Here is a 17041-nt window from a genome sequence, read left to right as displayed (position 1 = left end):
GGCTGCTCACGGCTCGGGGATCTCGACGCCGAAGGCTTCGAGGGTCACCTCGGACGGGTCGGGGCCGCCCCGGACTCCGGTGTCGAGCGCGTCGAGGGCGGTCAGCTCCATCTCGCTGAGCTCGAAGTCGAACACCGCGAAGTTCTCCTCGATCCGCTCCGGCCGAACCGATTTCGGGATGACCGACCGTCCCTGCTGGAGTCCCCAGCGCAGCATGACCTGAGCGGGTGTCTTCCCGTGCTCCTCGGCGATGCGCACGACGGTGCCGTCCCGAAGCGTGCTCGTGTGCTCGCCTTCGCGGTAGAAGGTGATGCCGCCGATGGGGGACCACGCCTGCGAGACGATGCCGTGCTCGGCGTTGGCGTCGAGCACGTCGGACTGCCGGAAGTAGGGGTGCACCTCGATCTGGTTGACCGAGGGCACGACCGAGGTGTCGCGGATGAGCCGGTCGAGGTGGTCGCGCATGAAGTTGCTGACGCCGATCGCGCGCACCCGGCCGTCGGCGAGCAGCTTCTCCAACGCCCGGTAGGCCTCGACGGTGAGGTCGAACCGGGAGGGCAGGGCCTGGTGCAGGATCAGCAGGTCGATCTGCTCCACGCCGAGCTTGCCCGCGCCCTTGTCGAACGCGTGCAGCGTCTGCTCGTGACCGTAGTCGCTGATCCACACCTTGGTCTCGATGAAGATCTCGTCCCGGTCAAGTCCGCTGCGGCGGATTCCCTCGCCGACCTCGCGCTCGTTGCCGTAGGCGGCAGCGGTGTCGATGTGCCGGTATCCCGTGCGCAACGCGGACTCGACGGCGGCGACGGTCTCCTCGGGCGGGGTCTGGAAGACGCCGAAGCCCAGGGCGGGCATCTCGACGCCGTTGTTCAGCGTGAGGTTCGTGGTCATGCCTCCCACGCTAGGACCGTCGGGCGGGCCCGGGCGACCGCGCCGCCCATCGACCACGGTCGGGTGAAGTGGCAGCCCGTGCGTCAAAACCGCCGCGACCTGCGGCTATGGGGCCATTCATTCATCTATGAAGGAAATTGCTACAGTGGTGCAGGAAGTGCTTCCCGCTCAGTTCGAGGAGTCCGGTTGGCGGAGACACGCGGTGCGCGGTCCAGGGCGCAGCACCTGGGCCCGGAGCGGCGCAGGCCCCAGGTGCTCGACGCCGCGCTGACCATCGCCGTCCAGGACGGCATCGGCGCGGTGAACGTCGGTTCCGTGGCGGCGCAACTCGGGGTCACGCGGCCGGTGGTCTACGCGTGCTTCTCCGACCGCGTCGAGATGGTCGAGGCGCTGCTCGATCGCGAGGGCACGGCGCTGGTCGACTCGCTGATCGAGTCGTTGCACAGCACCCGAGGAGCACCCGGACCGCAAGCGGCGTTCGAGCAGGGGTTCCGGTCGATGCTGGCCGCCGTCGCCGCCAACCCGGACCCGTGGCGGCTGATCTTCACCGGTGCGCCCGACCCCGCGGTGTCCGCGTGCTTCCGGAAAGCGCGGGAGCACCTGGAGCAGCGATCGACCGAGTGGTTCCGGCCCGCTGTGCTGGCGTGGTGGCAGACCTCAGACCTGGACCGGAAGCTGCCCGTGCTGATCGAGCTGTTCCTGTGCTCGTGCGAGGCCGCGGTGCGCTCGTTGCTCGCCGGAGCCGACGGGTGGACCGCGGACGAACTGGGGGAGTTCATGGGACGAGCGACCTACCGAGCCTTCAAGGACGCGTGATGACCGAATACCAGCACCTGCTCTCGCCGATCCAGGTCGGCGGCACGACGCTGCGCAACCGCGTGGTGATGGGCTCGATGCACACGGGCCTGGAGGACTTCCCCTGGGACACGGGGAAGCTCGCCGCCTACTTCGCCGAGCGGGCCGAGGGCGGCGTCGGGTTGATCGTGACGGGTGGCTACTCGCCGAACCTGCGCGGAGCGCTGTGGCCGCTGGGGTCCACGATGATCAACCGGCTGCAGGCCCGCAGGCATCGCACGATCACCGATGCGGTCCACCGGCACGACGGCAAGATCGTGCTGCAGGTCCTGCACGCCGGCCGCTACGCCTACTCGCCTGCCAACGCCTCCGCCTCGGCCATCAAGGCGCCGATCAACCCGTTCAAGCCCGGTGCGCTGTCGGCCCGGTCCGTCGACAAGACCGCGACCGCCTTCGCGGAGGCGGCCAGGCTCGCGCAGCGGGCGGGCTACGACGGCGTCGAGATCATGGGATCCGAGGGCTACCTGATCAACCAGTTCCTCACCGCGCGCACCAACACCCGCGAGGACGCCTGGGGCGGAACGGCCGCCAAGCGGATGCGCTTCCCCATCGAGGTCGTCAAGCGCACGCGCGAGCTGGTCGGCGAGAACTTCCTCCTCCAGTACCGGATCTCGCTGCTCGACCTGGTCGAGCAGGGGCAGACCTGGGAAGAGACGGTGGAGCTGGCGAAGTCCCTGGAATCGGCCGGGGTCGACGTGTTCAACACCGGAATCGGCTGGCACGAAGCGCGAATCCCGACGATCATCACCCAGGTCCCGCGCGGTGCGTGGATCGACAGCACCGCGCGGCTCCGGCCGGAGGTCGACGTCCCGGTCATCGCCTCCAACCGCATCAACACCCCCGAGATGGCCGATCGGATCATCGCCGACGGGCACGCCGACATGGTCTCGATGGCCCGCCCGCTGCTGGCGGACCCCGAGTTCGTCAGCAAGGCCGCTGCCGGCCGGGCCGACGAGATCAACATCTGCATCGCCTGCAACCAGGGCTGCCTGGACCACGTGTTCCGCAAGAAGCGCGCCACCTGCCTGGTCAACCCGCGCGGTGGGTACGAGACCGAGCTCGTGCTCGCACCCACCCGCGTGAAGAAGAGGGTCGCGGTCGTCGGCGCCGGTCCCGCCGGGCTCTCGGCCGCGGTCTCGGCCGCCGAGCGGGGGCTGGACGTCACGCTGTTCGAGAAGGACGCGGTGATCGGCGGCCAGTTCCGGCTCGCCATGCAGGTCCCCGGCAAGGCCGATTTCCGCGACACCGTGCGGTACTTCACCCGCAGGCTGGAAACCCTGGGCGTCGACGTCCGGCTGAACACCACCGCCGACGAGGCCGCGCTGACCGGGTTCGACGACGTCGTCGTGGCCACCGGGGTCCAGCCCCGGGTGCCCTCGATCAACGGCATCGACCACCCCAAGGTCGTCTCCTACACCGACGTCCTCAACGGAACCGTCGTTCCCGGCGGCAAGGTCGCGGTCGTCGGCGCCGGGGGCATCGGCGTGGACATGGCGGTCTTCCTCACCCACGAGGAGGAGTCGCTGGGGGAGTGGAAGGCCCACTGGGGCGTCGGCGATCCGCGGGAGCACCGGGGCGGGCTCACCCGCGCCGAATCGCGAGCGCCCGCGCGCGAGGTCTGGTTGCTGCAGCGCAAGACCACGCCGGTGGGCCTCGGCCTGGGCAAGACGTCGGGGTGGGCGCATCGCGCTCACCTCAAGCAGTCCGGTGTGCGATCCGTCAGCGGAGTGACCTACGACCGCGTCGACGACGAGGGCCTGCACATCACCGACACCGCGACGGGCGAGCGCACTGTGCTCGACGTCGACCACGTCGTCATCTGCGCGGGCCAGGAATCCGTGCGCGACCTGCACGCGGCGCTGGGCCCCGGTCGCGATGGCCTGCACCTGATCGGCGGCGCCGGGCTCGCAGCGGAGCTCGATGCCAAGCGCGCCATCAGAGAGGGCGCGGAAACCGCCGCGGCGCTGTGACCCGCCGGGTCGCGCCACCGGAGGTCCGGTAGCGCGACCCGGGCGGTCACCGGGTGAGCTCCCGGTCGTCGTGACCGCGCTCGGTGGACTCTCCGCCTGCTGCTCGGACGCCATCAGCTTCGCCGAAGCTTCGGGCGCCGCCAGGGTCTCGCGGGCCCGCACCGGGTCGAAGGCTCCGTCCCACTTGGACACGACGAAGGTGGCCACGCAGTTGCCGAGGAGGTTGGTGACCACGCGCATGGTGTCCATGATCCGGTCCGCGCCGAGGATCAGCGCGACCGCCGCCACCGGGATCACCCCGACCGCGGACGCCGTGGCCGACAGCGCGATGAAGGCCGAACCCGGCACGCCCGCCATGCCCTTGGAGGTCAGGACGAGCACGAGGACGACGGTGATCTGCTGGCCGACGGTGAGATCGACGCCCACGGCCTGCGCCATGAACAGCGTGGCCAGCGACAGGTAGATCGACGCGCCGTCGAGGTTGAACGAGTACCCGGTCGGCACGACGAGGCCGACGGCCTCCTTGCGGCAACCGGCCCGCTCCAGCTTCTCCATCATGCGCGGCATCACGCACTCGCTGGAGGCGGTGCCCACGGCCAACGCGAACTCCTCGCGCGTGAACCGCACGAAGCGGATCAGGCTCAACCCGGTGAACGCGCGCAGGAGGAGGCCGAGCACGACGATGAACAGCGCTGCCGCGCCGTAGCAGGCGGCGATCAGCTTGGCGTAGGTCGACAGCGAGGACAGGCCGTACTGCCCGATCAGGTAGGCCATCGAGCCGAACACCGCGATCGGCGCCAACCGCATCACGTAGCCGATGATCTTGAAGATGATCTCGCCGGTCTACTCGATGAAGTGGAAGACCTGCGGGGCGCGGTCGATTCCCACGTGCAGCAGGCCCGCGGCGAAGAGCACCGCGAGCAGCAGGACCTGGAGCAGCTCGTTGTCGGCGAAGGCACCGACGGCGCTCTCCGGGATCATGTGCAGCACGAAGTCCGCGGCGCCGGGCATCTGCTCGCCGTGCGTCTTGGCCTCCACGCCGGAGGCGTCCAGGGTGCTCGGGTCGACGTTGAGACCGGCGCCCGGCTGGACGACGTTGCCCGCGACGAGGCCGAGCGCGAGTGCTGCCGTGGTGACGATTTCGAAGTAGATCAGGGCTTTGAGCCCGATCCGCCCCACCGAGCGCATGTCGCCGGCCTTGGCGATCCCGACGACCACGACGGAGAGGATCAGTGGGGCGATCACCATCTTGATCAGCCGGATGAACCCGTCACCGACCGGCTTCAGCGATTCGCCGAAGCTCGGCCAGAGGTGGCCGACGAGGATGCCGAGGGCGGCGGCGATGAGGACCTGGACGAACAACGAGGACAGGACGCTGCGAATCGGACTTCGCGATGCTTGCGCCGAAGCTGCGGACACGATCGCCTCATTCCGTTATCCGGAAATATACTTTCAGGCAGTGTCGTGAAGTGTGAATCGCTGTACGGGGCGCGTCAAGGTGTGATCCGCGGGAAACTCGCAGCGCAGCGCGATCAACAAAGCGTTGAAGGCGAATCGGTTCCCAGGGGTGGGCCGGAAGACCGTTCGGGTCCCCGATCAGTCCGGCGTGCGACCGCATCCAGGGCGAAGGCCTGCGCGCGGGTCAGGGCTTGAAGAACGACGAATCGTGGGTCTGGCCGAGGGCGGCGCGCCCGATGGTGGCCAGGACGTGGTCGTCGTTGTCGTGGCGCGCGTAGAAGGTGAGGTCGCGCAGGATTCGTTCGACCGGGCTGGGGCGGACCAGGCTGCGCGCCCCGCACGCTCGGACGCAGTGGTCGACCGTCTCCAGCGCGAGGTGCTCGACGAGGTGGCGCGCCCGGTTGCCCGACCGCTGAGCACCGGCGCGGTCACCGGCGTCCCAGAGGCGAGCGACGTGCGCGAGCCAGAGATGCGCGGTGTCGATGTTGACCGCCATGGAACCGGCGCGCTGCTGGACGTAGGGATCGGCGGTCTTCTCCTGCCGCAGCAGGTACTCCAGCGCGTAGTCGAAGGCGCCCTCCGCGGCACCGAGGAAGCTAGCCGCGTAGTGCGGGGTGAAGGCGCTCTGCCACCCCTCGTGCAGGTAGGCGCCGGGAGTGCCGATGAGGTGTTCCTCGGGCAGGAACGTCTGGTGGAACTCGACGACGTGACTCGCGGTGGCGCGCATGCCGATCGGGTCCCACCACGAATCGTCCACGATGACCGTGGGATCGGAGAGATCGCACGCCAGCAGGAGCAGCCCTTCGGGTGGACCGTCGGCGTGCCGGGCTCCTCCGGGACCCGCGGTGTTCACCAGCAGGATCGCCCAGTCCGCGCCGGTCGCGCTGGTGGCGAACGCCTTCGACCCGTCGAGCACCCACCCGCCGTCGACGGCGGTGATGCTGGTGCCGAACCTGTTCCCCTCGCCCGGTTTTCGCGCCTGGGGCTCTCCGCTCCAGGCCACCCACTTCTCGCCGCCGCGCACGATCCCGTCGAACCAGCGGGCCTGCTGCTGTTCGGAGGCCAGCGCCTGGAGCAGGACGAGCGAATTGGCGTGCCCCTCCCAGCAACGGCCCAAGGACAGGTCGGCCTTGGCGAGCTCCTTGGTCATCAGCCACAGGGTCAGCGTGTCGCCGTTCAGCGGGCCGAGCCCCAGACCGCCGTGCTCGCGGGGAACGGTCGCCGCGTTCAGCCCGGCGGCGGCCAGATCGTCGAAGTCCTCGCCGGGGAACGTCGCCGCGCGGTCGTGCTCGTCGGCGCGCCCCGCGCACGCCCCGGCGACTTCGCCGACGCGGTCGAGCAACTCCCGGCTGCGAGGGCCGAGGTCGTGCAGCCGCGGTGCTTCGGAGATCGTCTCGAGGTTCACGGGTGATCCTTCCTGCCGTCAGCGGTGCTGGGTTCGCCGGGAGATCCGCGCGGCGTGCAGCAGCGCTCGGGTCTGCTCGGCGGGGATCTCGTGGTCGGTCATGAAGCGGAACTGGCAACCGGCGTCGGCGAGGAGCACGTCCCACCCGTCGATGACGGCGAGCCCGCGATCGCGAGCGCCGATGCTCACGGCGGTCTCCTCCGGGGCGTAGACCATGTCCACGACGACGGCGTCGTCCGGGAGCTGGGCCGGATGGAACGGGGCCCGGTCGGTCATCGGGGTCGCGTGCACGAGGAGCGAATACCCGGTGGCGTGGAAGTCCTCGAGGGGGATGAAGCCGAGACCCAGCTCCTCGGCGACGGCACGTCCTCGACTCGGGTCGCGGTTGACGAGCACGGTATCCGCCCCGAGCGCGGCGAGCGCCAGGGCAGCGGCACGTCCCGCGCCGCCGCAGCCGATCACGGCGGCCTTGCGGCCGGCGACCGGCACCTGTTCGCGGGCCAGGGCGCGACTGATGGCCGGGCTGTTGGAGGTGTCGGCGTGCCAGGAGCCACCGTGGCGGACCAGCGAGTTCGCCGACCCCGAACCGTGCGCCGCAGGGCTGGCGGTGTCCGCGACCGCGAGCGCGGACTCCTTGTGCGGAGCGACGACGGTGGCCGCGCTCAAGGGCAGGCCGAGCTCGGCGAGACCGGATTCGGCCACCTCGCTCCAGAACGACTCGAAGTCCTCCACCTGGAACGGCAAGTACAGCGCGGGGATGTCCAAAGCGCGGTAGCCGGCGTTGTGCACGCGCGGTGACACCGACCGCAGCACCGACCGGCCGACGATCCCGCAGACCGCGTTCAGCTCTCGCATCCGCGGAAATCCGTAGTCGGTCACCAGCTGCTGGACGGTGGGCAGCTCGGTCTCGTCGCCGACCCCGCCGAACACGACGGGCGCACCGAGGTGGGGCGCGAGCAGGCGGCTCCACAAGCCGGACGGTCCGGTCCCGAACGCGGTGACGTCCGACCGGCCGAGACCGCGGAGGAACCGCAGCGGCACCAGGGCGTGTTCGGCCCGCGAGGTGACCGTGGTGAGCAGGTAGTGCGCGGCACCCGCGGCGGTCATCCGGGTGAACTGCTCGTGCAGCACGTCCTGATCTGCGGCGACCCCGTGCCAGGACAGGCGACGCCGATGCGGCGGAAGTCGCTCCAGCAGCTCGGGGACGAGGTCGCGCCCGGCCTCCAGATCGACGATGTCGTAGTGCTCGGCTGCCGTGAGCAATCGCGCTCGTCGCTGTGCGGGCGAGCCGTCGAAAGCCCCTCCTCGGTCGGAACTGCGAAGGCAGTAGACGAGACGACCGCCGACATGCTCACGGAGTCGTGCGGTGTTCATCTCACCGAGAAGATCAGCGCGCACCTCGACGAGATCCGCATCCGCTCGCAGATCGCTCAATTCTTCTGCGCGGAATGGCGGTCGTTCGGTGAGAACAGCGTTGATCGCGGCTCTGTCGCACTGCGCATCTGATCCAGCGCGCATGGATGTCGCCTCCCAGTCGTACGGATGGCTGAATCGGATCGCGGAGGTCTCCTGTTGATTCGCTGGTGTCACCACTTCTGGTGCGGACGGCGCTCGGCGGCCCTGATGATCGAGTCGAGGACGAGGAATCCGATGAGGGAAACGCCGAGGACGGGCATCGCCCAGGCGAGGATCGCGCCGAGAACCACCGCCCCGATCAGTGCTGCTCGTGGTAGCGCTCGCCACACCGGACCCGGAGGGGACGGCCACGCCGCGCCGGTCGGGCGACGCCGCCACCACATCAGGTAGGCGAAGCCGGTCAGGACCAGCGTTCCGAGCGCGAGCGTGGACACCACGACCTGGTTGGCGATCCCGAACAACGTTCCGTCGTGCGCCTTGATGCCGAGCACGTTGAGCTTGGCGAGCAGCGGGAAGTCCTCGAACGCGACGCGGTCGATCACCTGCCCGGTGTGGGGATCCACGGCGATGCGGTCGTTCTGGACGGGCCAGCCGTCACCGGTCTCCGCGACCGCGAAGACCTCGCCGGGTTCGGTCGGTGCGGTGACGGTCAGCTCTCCGCGCAGCCCGTCGGCGTGGGCCGCCTCCAGCGCCTGGTCCACGCCGACGGGCTGCGCACCCGGTGGCACGGCGACGGCATCGGTGTCGAGTTCCGGTTCGCTGGAGCTGAGATTCGCGAGCACCTGGTCGAAGCGGTCGCCGACGTAGTGGGATTGGGAGAAGCCCGTGACGGCGAGCGCCACGAGCCCGAGCCCGAGGCACAGCCCCCACGTGCTGTGCCGCGCGCGGGTGCGCGCCCGTGGCGTGACCGTTCCGGACCGGCGCCCGTGTGCGAGCCGGAGGACGAGACCGCAGACGACGATCACCGGCACCCAGCTGGTCGCGAACTCGGAGTAGACCCTGCCCACCTGGCCGAGGTGCAGGTTCCCGTGGACGTTGCGCAGCCACACCTGCGTGGGCGTCCGGTCCTTCACCGTCGTGAGCTCGCCCTGCACGCGGTTGGTGTGCGGGTTGACGTAGACGGTGAGGTCCTCGTCGGAGAACCGGTCGATGTCGGGAAGTCCTGTCGTCGACAGGACGACACCGGTCGTGCGGCCGGGTTCGGCGGGCGGGAGAACGGCTTTCAGCGTCGCCTGCGGATGTTGCGAGAGCGCTGCGGCGACCTGCTCGGACGCGGGACCGGGTTCACCGGCGGTGTTGTCGGCGAACAACTCCTGCCCGTGCACCGCGTTGACGATCTGCGGCGTGAACGCGTTGGCGAGTCCGGTGAGGCACATGACGGCCAAGAAGGGAGCGACGGCGAGCCCGGCGATGAAGTGCACGCGACGGGCGACGGCTGCCAGGCCCGAGCGCGTGCCGACGGTGTCGGTCAGTGCCGCGCCGTCGGCGTGCGGCACCTCGTCCGGGATCTGTGCTCGGCCAGTGGTGGGAGGTGCCATGCAATCCCTCAGGTGAGTGGTGGTCGACGTTCAGGAAGGGGAGAACTCAGGAATTCCGAGAGCATTTCGATCCGATGGCGCAGCGAAGTCCGCGAACGCTCGGATTTCCGCACAGCACCATGCTGATCCCGGTTCGCATTCCGGGACAATGATCGCAGGACGAAAGGCGTCTGAACCGTCACCACCGGAGGTTCCGCCGAAACGGGCGGATTTCCAACACAATCGGCGGAGCGACGAGAAGGAATTCGCGCCGACCAACGGGAATCCTAACCGCCGTTATGATTGAAGAGCAACGGGAAATGGATTGGCGCTCGTCATGCGCGATGCTGAACCCGGTTGGCGGTATCGAGAGCCGTGATGGGCGACGGCGATCAACCTCGTGTGGCGCTCCCGATCTCGTACCGGACCTGTGCTGGGGCCACCGCGTACGTCCCCGCTGATGCCCGTGCGCGGTGAGGCCGGGTTGCGGTGGGCGGGGGAGCGGGGCGGGTGCGACCGTGGGGTGCACGTCGCGTTCCCGGGGGTGAGTCGTGCACTTCGATCCCGAGCTGGCCGCAGCCTTGCCCGCGCGGCCGGACCTGCACATCCACGACCTCTACGGAGCTCGCCGGCGGATGGCGGAGCTCGCCGCACGTGCAGCGCCGGTCGACACCAGCGGGGTCGTCATCAGCGAGCACGAGGTTCCTGGTGTCGACGGGGTGGCGGTCCGGGTCTTCCGCCCGTCCGGCGCACCCGATCCACTGCCTGCCGCGCTGCTGCTGCACGGGGGCGGTTTCGTGATGGGAGGGCTGGATTCGCTCACCGCGCAGGCGGTGAACATGTGCTCGCAGCTGCCCGCGGTCGTCGTCGCGGTCGACTACCGGCTGGCGCCCGAGCACCCGTACCCGGCGGCGCTGCGGGACTGCGAATCGGCTCTGCGCTGGACCGCGTCCGAGGGGGTCGCGCTGGGCGTGGACCCGGCGCGCATCGGGGTCTACGGGATGAGCGCGGGTGGCGGGCTCGCCGCCGCGCTCACCTTGGTCGTCCGGGACCGGGGTGGTCCGCCGGTGCGCTTCCAGGTGCTCGACGCCCCGGAGGTCGACGACCGGATCGAGACGTCCTCGGTGCGCGCCTTCGAGGACACACCGCTGTGGAACCACGCCGACGCGGTGCTGAGCTGGCAGCACTACCTGCGCGGGTGGAGCGGGAGTGTTCCCGCGTACGCCGCACCGGCTCGCGCCGACGATCTGACGGGACTTCCGCCCGCGTACGTCTCGGTGTACGAGAACGATCCGCTGCGCGACGAGGGCTTGGCCTACGCCTCCGCGCTGCTGCGCGCGGGAGTGTCGGTGGAGCTGCACTTGTTCCCCGGGACTTTCCACCGGTCGGCGGTGGTCACGGGTGCAGCGGTGTCGCAACGCCAGGCGACCGAAACCCTCGACGCTCTCCGCCGAGCACTGCACTCGGACGAATGATGCTGTCGCCGAAGGTGTTTCTTCGCCTCAGCCGGCGCTGGGCCGGGGTTCGGTGGCGCGGGTGATGAGGCCCTCGAGCAGTGCGTCGAGAGCCGCGGGGTGTTCCAGGGGGAGCATGTGGCCCGCGTTCGGGATCATCGCCAGTTCGGATCCAGGTACGGCTCGGGCGATCGCCGCGCTGTGCTCCGGCGCGATCGTGACGTCGTTCCCGGCCCCCACGACGAGCGTTGCCGCCCGGCCGAGAACCGGCAGCGCCGCGCGCTTGTCCAGGGTCAGGAACTGGGGGATGAGCGCCACCAGCGCGTGGACCGGATTCGACCGCGTGAGCTGCAGGACGAAATCCACCAGCGACGGCGGTACCCGGGAGGCGAACGAGAAGGCCCGCGCCGTGGCGAGGGCCGCACGCCTGAGGGCGCGGCACGAGACGGAGGTCAGCCGCAGCCGGTCGATGACGGCCAGCACGAGGTTGGCCGCCTCGGGCGGGAGCAGGGCGCGGCCGTTGACCGGTGCCGCCGCCGTCGTCACCAGGCCGACGCCGACCACGCGGTCGCCGAAGAGCTCGGGGCGCTGCTCGGCGAGCGCGAGGATCGCCATGCCGCCCATCGAGTGCCCCACCAGCACCACCGGACCTTCGGGAGCGGCCTGGTCGAGCACCGCTGCCAGGTCCTCGCCGAGCTGGTCGAGGGTGAGGGCGGACATCCCGCCCGTCTCGGACCGGCCGTGGCCCCGGTGGTCGTAGGAGACCACCCGCGCCCTGCGGGCGAGCGACGAGCGCTGGAAGTGCCAGAAGTCATTGTCCGCCAAGAACCCGTGGGCGAGGACCACGGTCACCGGCGATCGCGGATCCCCGGTGACCTCCACGTGCAGCGGCACGCCATCGGATGCGGCGACGCCCACCGCTGCTTCCTCCGCTGAGCGCGACACCGGATCCGCGGTCGGGGCCGGCGCGGAGGTGCCGCTGGTGAAGCGCAGGGCGAGGCCGGACGCGGAACCGCGCACGCGCCGCGCCATCGTCCGGACCCGGGCGCCGAGGGCGGCCTGCGGCGACCCCAGGGGAACGGTCACCACGGGCGCACCGCCTCCGGCTCGGGCGCGCTCGCGCCGCAGGTCTGCTCGGCTGCGAATGCCGGCTCGGGGGAGCACCGGCCTGCGTAGCGGAGGTTGCCCACGTGCGCCTTCCGTGTCGGGGATGGAGGTCCGGCCACGACGCCGCTGTCGGGGGAGATCTCGACGCCGTGACCGAACCGTGATGTCTCGACCAACGTAACCGACGGTTACAGAGCCTTCAAGTCGAACACTCACACGGGTTAACAGGCTGACTGTCTCCGCGATCGCCTGACTTCAACGAGTAACCAAAACTCGCATTCTGATGGTCCCCGCGATGGGATCAGTGGTGAATGAAATCAACCCGGGACGTCACGCACCGCCGACCGCCGGGAGCTGGGGCCGGCACTCGACGCGCTGGGCGTTCGCCGGATCGAGCCGGTTGAGGACCAGGCGGGCCGCGTTGGGGTCAGCGGCGAGCTGCAAGTGGTCGGAGAAGTCCTGCGGGCATAGGTCCTGGATGACGGTGTTCGTCATGCCCGGCGCCGCTCCGGAGGTGTGCGGGACGACCAGCTCGTCGTACCTGGTCATGATGTTGAGGTAGTCCACGCCGGGAGAGGCGAGGCCGCCCTCGTGCAGGTCGGCGAGGAACTGCGATCCGGCGAGCATCTGCGGGCAGGCGCCGCACACCGGGACCTGCAGGCCGAACGCGTTCGCCAGCGCGCTCAACGGCCGGACGGGATCCGTGCCCGTGCCGTTCCACGCGGGCGCGATCGAGATGTAGTGGTGCACCGCCGAAGCTCCGCCGAGGAACTTGACGTAGTGCGCCGGCATCAGCGTTCCCTGCGAGTGACCGACGAGATCGACCTGGTCGGAGCCGGTGGCCGTGCGCACCTCGTCCACGAACTTCGCCAGCTGGGCGGCGCTGGCGCGCATGTCGCCGAGGCCGCCGAGCGCGTCGTGGCCGGTGGGCGAGGACACCGGAGCTCCGTAGGTGAGTGCGAAGACGCAGTAGCCCTCGTTCTTCAGCAGCGGACCGTAGGTGGCCCAGTTCGTGGACTTGTTCCCGCCGGTCCCGTGCACCAGGACGACCGGACGCGGGTGCTCGGGAGACGGTCTGCACGCCCAGTCGTTCGTGCCCGGCGCGTTGACCTGCGCCCCCGCGGCGATCGCCGACGGCAAGAACTGGTACGGGACGGGCAGCGGCTCGGCGGCTGCGGCAGGGGTGGTGGCGGAGAAGGCCATGACGGCGGCGGCTACGGCGGTGAGAGCGAGGCGAGATGCGCGCATGGACGGCCCTTCGTCGGGTGGTCCCGGTCACAAGCACACCGGCTTGCGAACATCGATACCTCCGCTCCGCCTGCCGCACAAGGCTTTCGCGTGGATGCGCGCGAACCGGTGGAGCTGAGGGGAGCCGGGAGGCGGGCCACCCCGGTGATCGACATCGACGATCTCGGTGACTGGCGTTACTGCACGGCACGGCGGCGGGTGGCAACCTGTGGCCGGTTCGCGGACAACTAGACTCGGGCGGTCCTGAGCTTCATCGTGGGTGGTGGTGTGTGCACGTGATCGGCAGAGCGGACCGCTTCTCGCGGTCGTGCGGGAAGCGCCACCTGCGAGCGGTCGATGCGCGCGGTCTCCCGGCGCGGAGCGCGCGATGATCGTGAACCGGATCGAACGCGCGGGTCGCCATGCGTGAACACGACTCCCGGGTGACCGTCGTCGGAATCGGCGCCGACGGAACGCCCGGCCTCTCACCCGCGGCCGAACGCGCGCTGCGCGCGGCGGACGTCGTCATGGGCAGTGCGCGGCAGCTCGCCGCGCTCGGCGATGGCGTTGCCGCGGAACGCATCTCCTGGCCGTCGCCCATGCTCGACGCGCTGCCCTCGCTGCTGGCGGACAACGCCCATCGGCAGGTGTGCGTGCTGGCCAGCGGCGACCCCATGTTCTTCGGCGTCGGCGGCACCCTGGTGCGCTTGCTGGGGCCGGAACGCGTCCACGTCATCCCGCACCCCTCCTCGGCGTCCCTGGCGTGCGGCCGGATGGGCTGGGCGCTGGACAAGGTCGACGTGGTGAGCCTGGTGGGCAGGCCGCTGGAAACCCTGCACCCCGCCGTTCAACCCGGTCGCCGGGTGCTGGTGCTGAGCTCGGACGGCCGCACCCCGGCCGCCGTGGCGGCTCTGCTCACCGAACGCGGGTGCGGGGACAGCGAGTTGAGCGTGCTGGAACAGCTCGGCGGTCCGGAGGAGCGCAGGATCGACGGCGTCGCGGGCGAGTGGACCCACGCCGAGGTCGGCCCGCTCAACGTCATCGCGATCGACGTGCGGCCGGAGCCCGGTGCGCCGATCCTGTCGCGCGCGCCGGGGCTTCCCGATGACGCCTTCGAGCACGACGGCCAGCTGACCAAGCGCGAGATCCGCGCGATCACGCTCTCGCGCCTGGCTCCCGTGCCAGGTCAACTGCTGTGGGACGTCGGTGCCGGTGCGGGCAGCATCGGCATCGAGTGGATGCGCAGCCACCCCGCGTGCCGCGCGATCGCCGTCGAAGCGCACGCCGAGCGAGCCGCCCGGTGCGCGCGCAACGCCGCCGCTCTCGGAGTACCCGGCATGGACGTGGTCACCGGTTCCGCGCCGGATGCGTTGCCAGGTCTGGAACGGCCGGACGCCGTCTTCGTCGGCGGAGCGGTCACCGTCCCGGGAGTCGTGCAGACCTGCTGGGACGCGCTCGCGCCCGGCGGCCGGATGGTGGTCAACGCGGTGACGCTGGAATCGGAAGCGGCGCTGGCCGACTGGTACGGACGGCTCGGCGGTGAGCTGGTGCGCACCGCGGTCAGCCGTGGTTCGCCGGTCGGGAAGTTCACCGGGTGGCGCGCCATGATGCCAGTGACGACATGGAAGGTAAGCAAGCGATGACAGTGCATTTCATCGGAGCCGGACCCGGCGCCGCCGACCTCATCACGGTGCGGGGGCAGAACGCGATCGCCGCGGCCCCGGTGTGCCTGTACGCGGGCGCGCTGGTCCCGGAGGAGCTGCTGGAGAAGTGCCCGCAGGGCGCGCGCCTGGTCAACACCGCGAAGATGACGCTGGACGAGATCATCGACGAGCTGGTGACCGCCGATCAGCAGGGCCTCGACGTGGCCCGGCTGCACTCCGGCGACCCGTCGGTGCTCAGCGCGATGGCCGAGCAGATGCGCCGCCTGGACGCGGCGGGGGTGGACTACGACGTCATCCCGGGCGTGCCCGCGTTCGCGGCCGCGGCCGCGTCGCTCAAGCGCGAGTTCACGGTGCCCGGCGTGTCCCAGACCGTGGTGCTGACGCGCACCGCCGCGCGAGCGACGGCGATGCCCGAGGGGCAGGACCTGGCGACGCTGGGCCTCTCGCGCTCGACGCTGGTGCTGCACCTGGCGATCCAGCGAGTGGACCAGATGGTCGAGGAACTGGTGCCCAACTACGGGCAGGACTGCCCGGTGGCCGTCGTGGCGCGCGCGAGCCGCAGCGACGAGGTCATCCTGCGCGGCACGCTCAAGGACATCGCCGAGCAGGTCCACGCCGCCGAGATCAAGCGCACCGCGGTGCTGGTCGTCGGCGAGGCGCTGGCCGCCTCCCAGTTCCAGGACAGCAGCCTCTACTCGCCGTCGCGGCAGCGGGATTGAGGACGCGGGCGGTGCTCGGACCTGGGAGCTGTTGAGGACTTGTTCTGCGTGGCGGTGCGTGCGCCGCTCCTGATGCACGTCGTGCGGGTGGGGTGGGGAAGTTTTCATGAGAACTTCCCCACCCCACCCACACCACGGCGTCCAGGCGTGCTCGCCACGAAGGCGCTCAGAACCCGCGGCGGTGCCGGTTGCCCAGGTGGTGGAAGAGGACGCGGCTCGGCCGCATTCTGCGAACAGCCTCTAGTGGCCGGACGTCCGCCCGACGATGGTGCCGGCGCGATCGATGACGATCACGTCGACCGCGACCGGCGCCTCGCGCAGCACGGCGACGGCCTCGACCCGCGCCCGCTCGGCGATGATGTCGCCCAGCGCGACCCCGGCGGACTGGCTGTGCCGCAACGCTTCCAGCGCCGTGTTGGAGTTGCGGATCTGCTCCAGCAGGTCGTCGTCGCCCCCGATCTCCCGCGCCATGTCCGCGAGCGCGCTCAGGTCGACCTGGCTGCGCCCGGAGTGCAGGTCCAGGTGGCCGAGGGCCAGTTTGGACAGCTTGCCGACGCCACCGCCGATGGTCAGCCGCGGAACCGGGTGGCGGCGCAGGTACTTCAGCACCGCGCCGACGAAATCGCCCATGTCCAGCAGAGCGTCCTCGGGCAGGTCGTGGACCTCGCTGACGACGCGCTCCGACGTGCTGCCCGTGCACCCGGCCACGTGCTGGTGGCCCGCGGAGCGGGCGACGTCCACACCGCGCCGGATGCTCGCGATCCACGCCGAGCACGAGTACGGCACGACCACACCCGTGGTGCCCAGGATGGACAGTCCACCGAGGATGCCCAGCCGCGGGTTCCAGGTGTGCGTGGCGATCTCCTCGCCGTCGTCGACGGAGATCTCCACGACGACGTCGCCGCTGCCTCCGTGCGCGGCCGCAACGCCGTCCACGGCCTCGCGCATCATCTGCCGCGGCACCGGGTTGATCGCCGGTTCGCCCACCTCCAGCGGCAAACCGGGTTTGGTCACGGTGCCCACGCCGGGACCGGCGACGAACGACACGCCCGAGCCCGGCTCGCCGTGCCGCACGGTCGCGCTGATCACGGCCCCGTGCGTGACGTCGGGATCATCACCGGCGTCCTTGACCACCGAGGCGCTCGCGGAGTCCTCGGCCAGGTCCTCCCGCGCGAGCGCGAACTCCGGCGTCTGCCCCTTGGGCAGGACGATGCCCACCGGGTCGGGGAAGGATCCGGTCAGCAGCGCGGTGTAGGCCGCGGTGGTGGCCGCGGTCGCGCAGGCTCCTGTCGTCCACCCGTGGCGGAGCTTTCCGCCTTCGTTCGCGGGCGTGGTCATTCCAAGGTTTCCCGTCTTGCGGA

12 protein-coding genes and 1 pseudogene are annotated in these 17041 nt (G+C 70.4%); 5 read left to right on the top strand and 8 right to left on the bottom strand.

The window, feature by feature from the left end; all coding sequences use genetic code 11:
• Positions 1-6 precede the first annotated feature (6 nt).
• Positions 7-888 carry an aldo/keto reductase gene (locus ACYVF3_RS10400; protein WP_461154005.1) on the bottom strand — a complete coding sequence of 294 codons (882 nt, stop codon included), beginning with the start codon at positions 886-888 and terminating at the stop codon, positions 7-9.
• Positions 889-1074: 186 nt separating this feature from the next.
• Here ACYVF3_RS10400 and ACYVF3_RS10395 point away from each other — a divergent pair, with 186 nt between their 5' ends.
• Complete coding sequence (locus ACYVF3_RS10395) at positions 1075-1704, top strand: TetR/AcrR family transcriptional regulator (RefSeq protein WP_461154004.1); 630 nt, start codon at positions 1075-1077, stop codon at positions 1702-1704.
• Complete coding sequence (locus tag ACYVF3_RS10390) at positions 1704-3713, top strand: FAD-dependent oxidoreductase (RefSeq protein ID WP_461154003.1); 2010 nt, start codon at positions 1704-1706, stop codon at positions 3711-3713. Before ACYVF3_RS10395 ends, ACYVF3_RS10390 begins: the two co-directional genes overlap by 1 nt.
• A gap of 240 nt (positions 3714-3953) precedes the next feature.
• On the opposite strand, the pseudogene ACYVF3_RS10385 reads toward ACYVF3_RS10390, so the two are convergent.
• The 4 genes and pseudogenes from ACYVF3_RS10385 to ACYVF3_RS10370 form a co-directional block, all read right to left on the bottom strand.
• Positions 3954-5132: pseudogene (locus tag ACYVF3_RS10385) on the bottom strand (cation:dicarboxylate symporter family transporter); the annotation flags it as partial.
• A gap of 223 nt (positions 5133-5355) precedes the next feature.
• On the bottom strand, positions 5356-6576 hold the full coding sequence (locus tag ACYVF3_RS10380; protein ID WP_461154002.1) for an acyl-CoA dehydrogenase family protein: 1221 nt from the start codon (positions 6574-6576) through the stop codon (positions 5356-5358).
• A gap of 18 nt (positions 6577-6594) precedes the next feature.
• Positions 6595-8094: a type I 3-dehydroquinate dehydratase gene (locus tag ACYVF3_RS10375; protein ID WP_461154001.1), complete on the bottom strand. Its 1500-nt coding sequence runs from the start codon at positions 8092-8094 to the stop codon at positions 6595-6597.
• 68 nt (positions 8095-8162) lie between these two features.
• Complete coding sequence (locus ACYVF3_RS10370) at positions 8163-9530, bottom strand: PepSY-associated TM helix domain-containing protein (protein WP_461154000.1); 1368 nt, start codon at positions 9528-9530, stop codon at positions 8163-8165.
• A 530-nt stretch (positions 9531-10060) separates the two neighbouring features.
• Between ACYVF3_RS10370 and ACYVF3_RS10365 the strand changes: the two genes are divergently transcribed.
• Complete coding sequence (locus ACYVF3_RS10365; protein ID WP_461153999.1) at positions 10061-10984, top strand: alpha/beta hydrolase; 924 nt, start codon at positions 10061-10063, stop codon at positions 10982-10984.
• Positions 10985-11011: 27 nt separating this feature from the next.
• Here ACYVF3_RS10365 and ACYVF3_RS10360 read toward each other — a convergent pair whose 3' ends face one another.
• Positions 11012-12052 carry an alpha/beta fold hydrolase gene (locus tag ACYVF3_RS10360; protein WP_461153998.1) on the bottom strand — a complete coding sequence of 347 codons (1041 nt, stop codon included), beginning with the start codon at positions 12050-12052 and terminating at the stop codon, positions 11012-11014.
• Between the two features lie 348 nt (positions 12053-12400).
• On the bottom strand, positions 12401-13318 hold the full coding sequence (locus ACYVF3_RS10355; protein ID WP_461153997.1) for an esterase/lipase family protein: 918 nt from the start codon (positions 13316-13318) through the stop codon (positions 12401-12403).
• Positions 13319-13740: 422 nt separating this feature from the next.
• Here ACYVF3_RS10355 and cbiE point away from each other — a divergent pair, with 422 nt between their 5' ends.
• Both cbiE and cobM read left to right on the top strand, forming a co-directional pair.
• Complete coding sequence (cbiE, locus tag ACYVF3_RS10350; RefSeq protein WP_461153996.1) at positions 13741-14940, top strand: precorrin-6y C5,15-methyltransferase (decarboxylating) subunit CbiE; 1200 nt, start codon at positions 13741-13743, stop codon at positions 14938-14940.
• Positions 14937-15680: a precorrin-4 C(11)-methyltransferase gene (gene cobM, locus ACYVF3_RS10345; protein ID WP_461153995.1), complete on the top strand. Its 744-nt coding sequence runs from the start codon at positions 14937-14939 to the stop codon at positions 15678-15680. Before cbiE ends, cobM begins: the two co-directional genes overlap by 4 nt.
• Positions 15681-15920: 240 nt before the next feature.
• Here the strand turns inward: cobM and ACYVF3_RS10340 are convergent, their stop codons facing one another.
• Positions 15921-17018, bottom strand: a complete 1098-nt coding sequence (locus ACYVF3_RS10340; protein WP_461153994.1) for a cobalt-precorrin-5B (C(1))-methyltransferase — start codon at positions 17016-17018, stop codon at positions 15921-15923.
• Between the last annotated feature and the right edge of the window lie 23 nt (positions 17019-17041).

Source organism: Saccharopolyspora tripterygii (genome assembly GCF_054778355.1).
Note: the sequence above shows the minus strand (reverse complement) of the source record. Positions and strands in the feature narration are given on the sequence as shown.

Bases quoted from the DNA above. Each gene is read 5' to 3' on its own strand.
- ACYVF3_RS10400 (WP_461154005.1), bottom strand. From the start codon at position 888: ATGACCACGAACCTCACGCTGAACAACGGCGTCGAGATGCCCGCCCTG.
- ACYVF3_RS10390 (WP_461154003.1), top strand. From the start codon at position 1,704: ATGACCGAATACCAGCACCTGCTCTCGCCGATCCAGGTCGGCGGCACG.
- ACYVF3_RS10375 (WP_461154001.1), bottom strand. From the start codon at position 8,094: ATGCGCGCTGGATCAGATGCGCAGTGCGACAGAGCCGCGATCAACGCT.
- ACYVF3_RS10370 (WP_461154000.1), bottom strand. From the start codon at position 9,530: ATGGCACCTCCCACCACTGGCCGAGCACAGATCCCGGACGAGGTGCCG.
- ACYVF3_RS10355 (WP_461153997.1), bottom strand. From the start codon at position 13,318: ATGCGCGCATCTCGCCTCGCTCTCACCGCCGTAGCCGCCGCCGTCATG.
- cobM (WP_461153995.1), top strand. From the start codon at position 14,937: ATGACAGTGCATTTCATCGGAGCCGGACCCGGCGCCGCCGACCTCATC.
- ACYVF3_RS10340 (WP_461153994.1), bottom strand. From the start codon at position 17,018: ATGACCACGCCCGCGAACGAAGGCGGAAAGCTCCGCCACGGGTGGACG.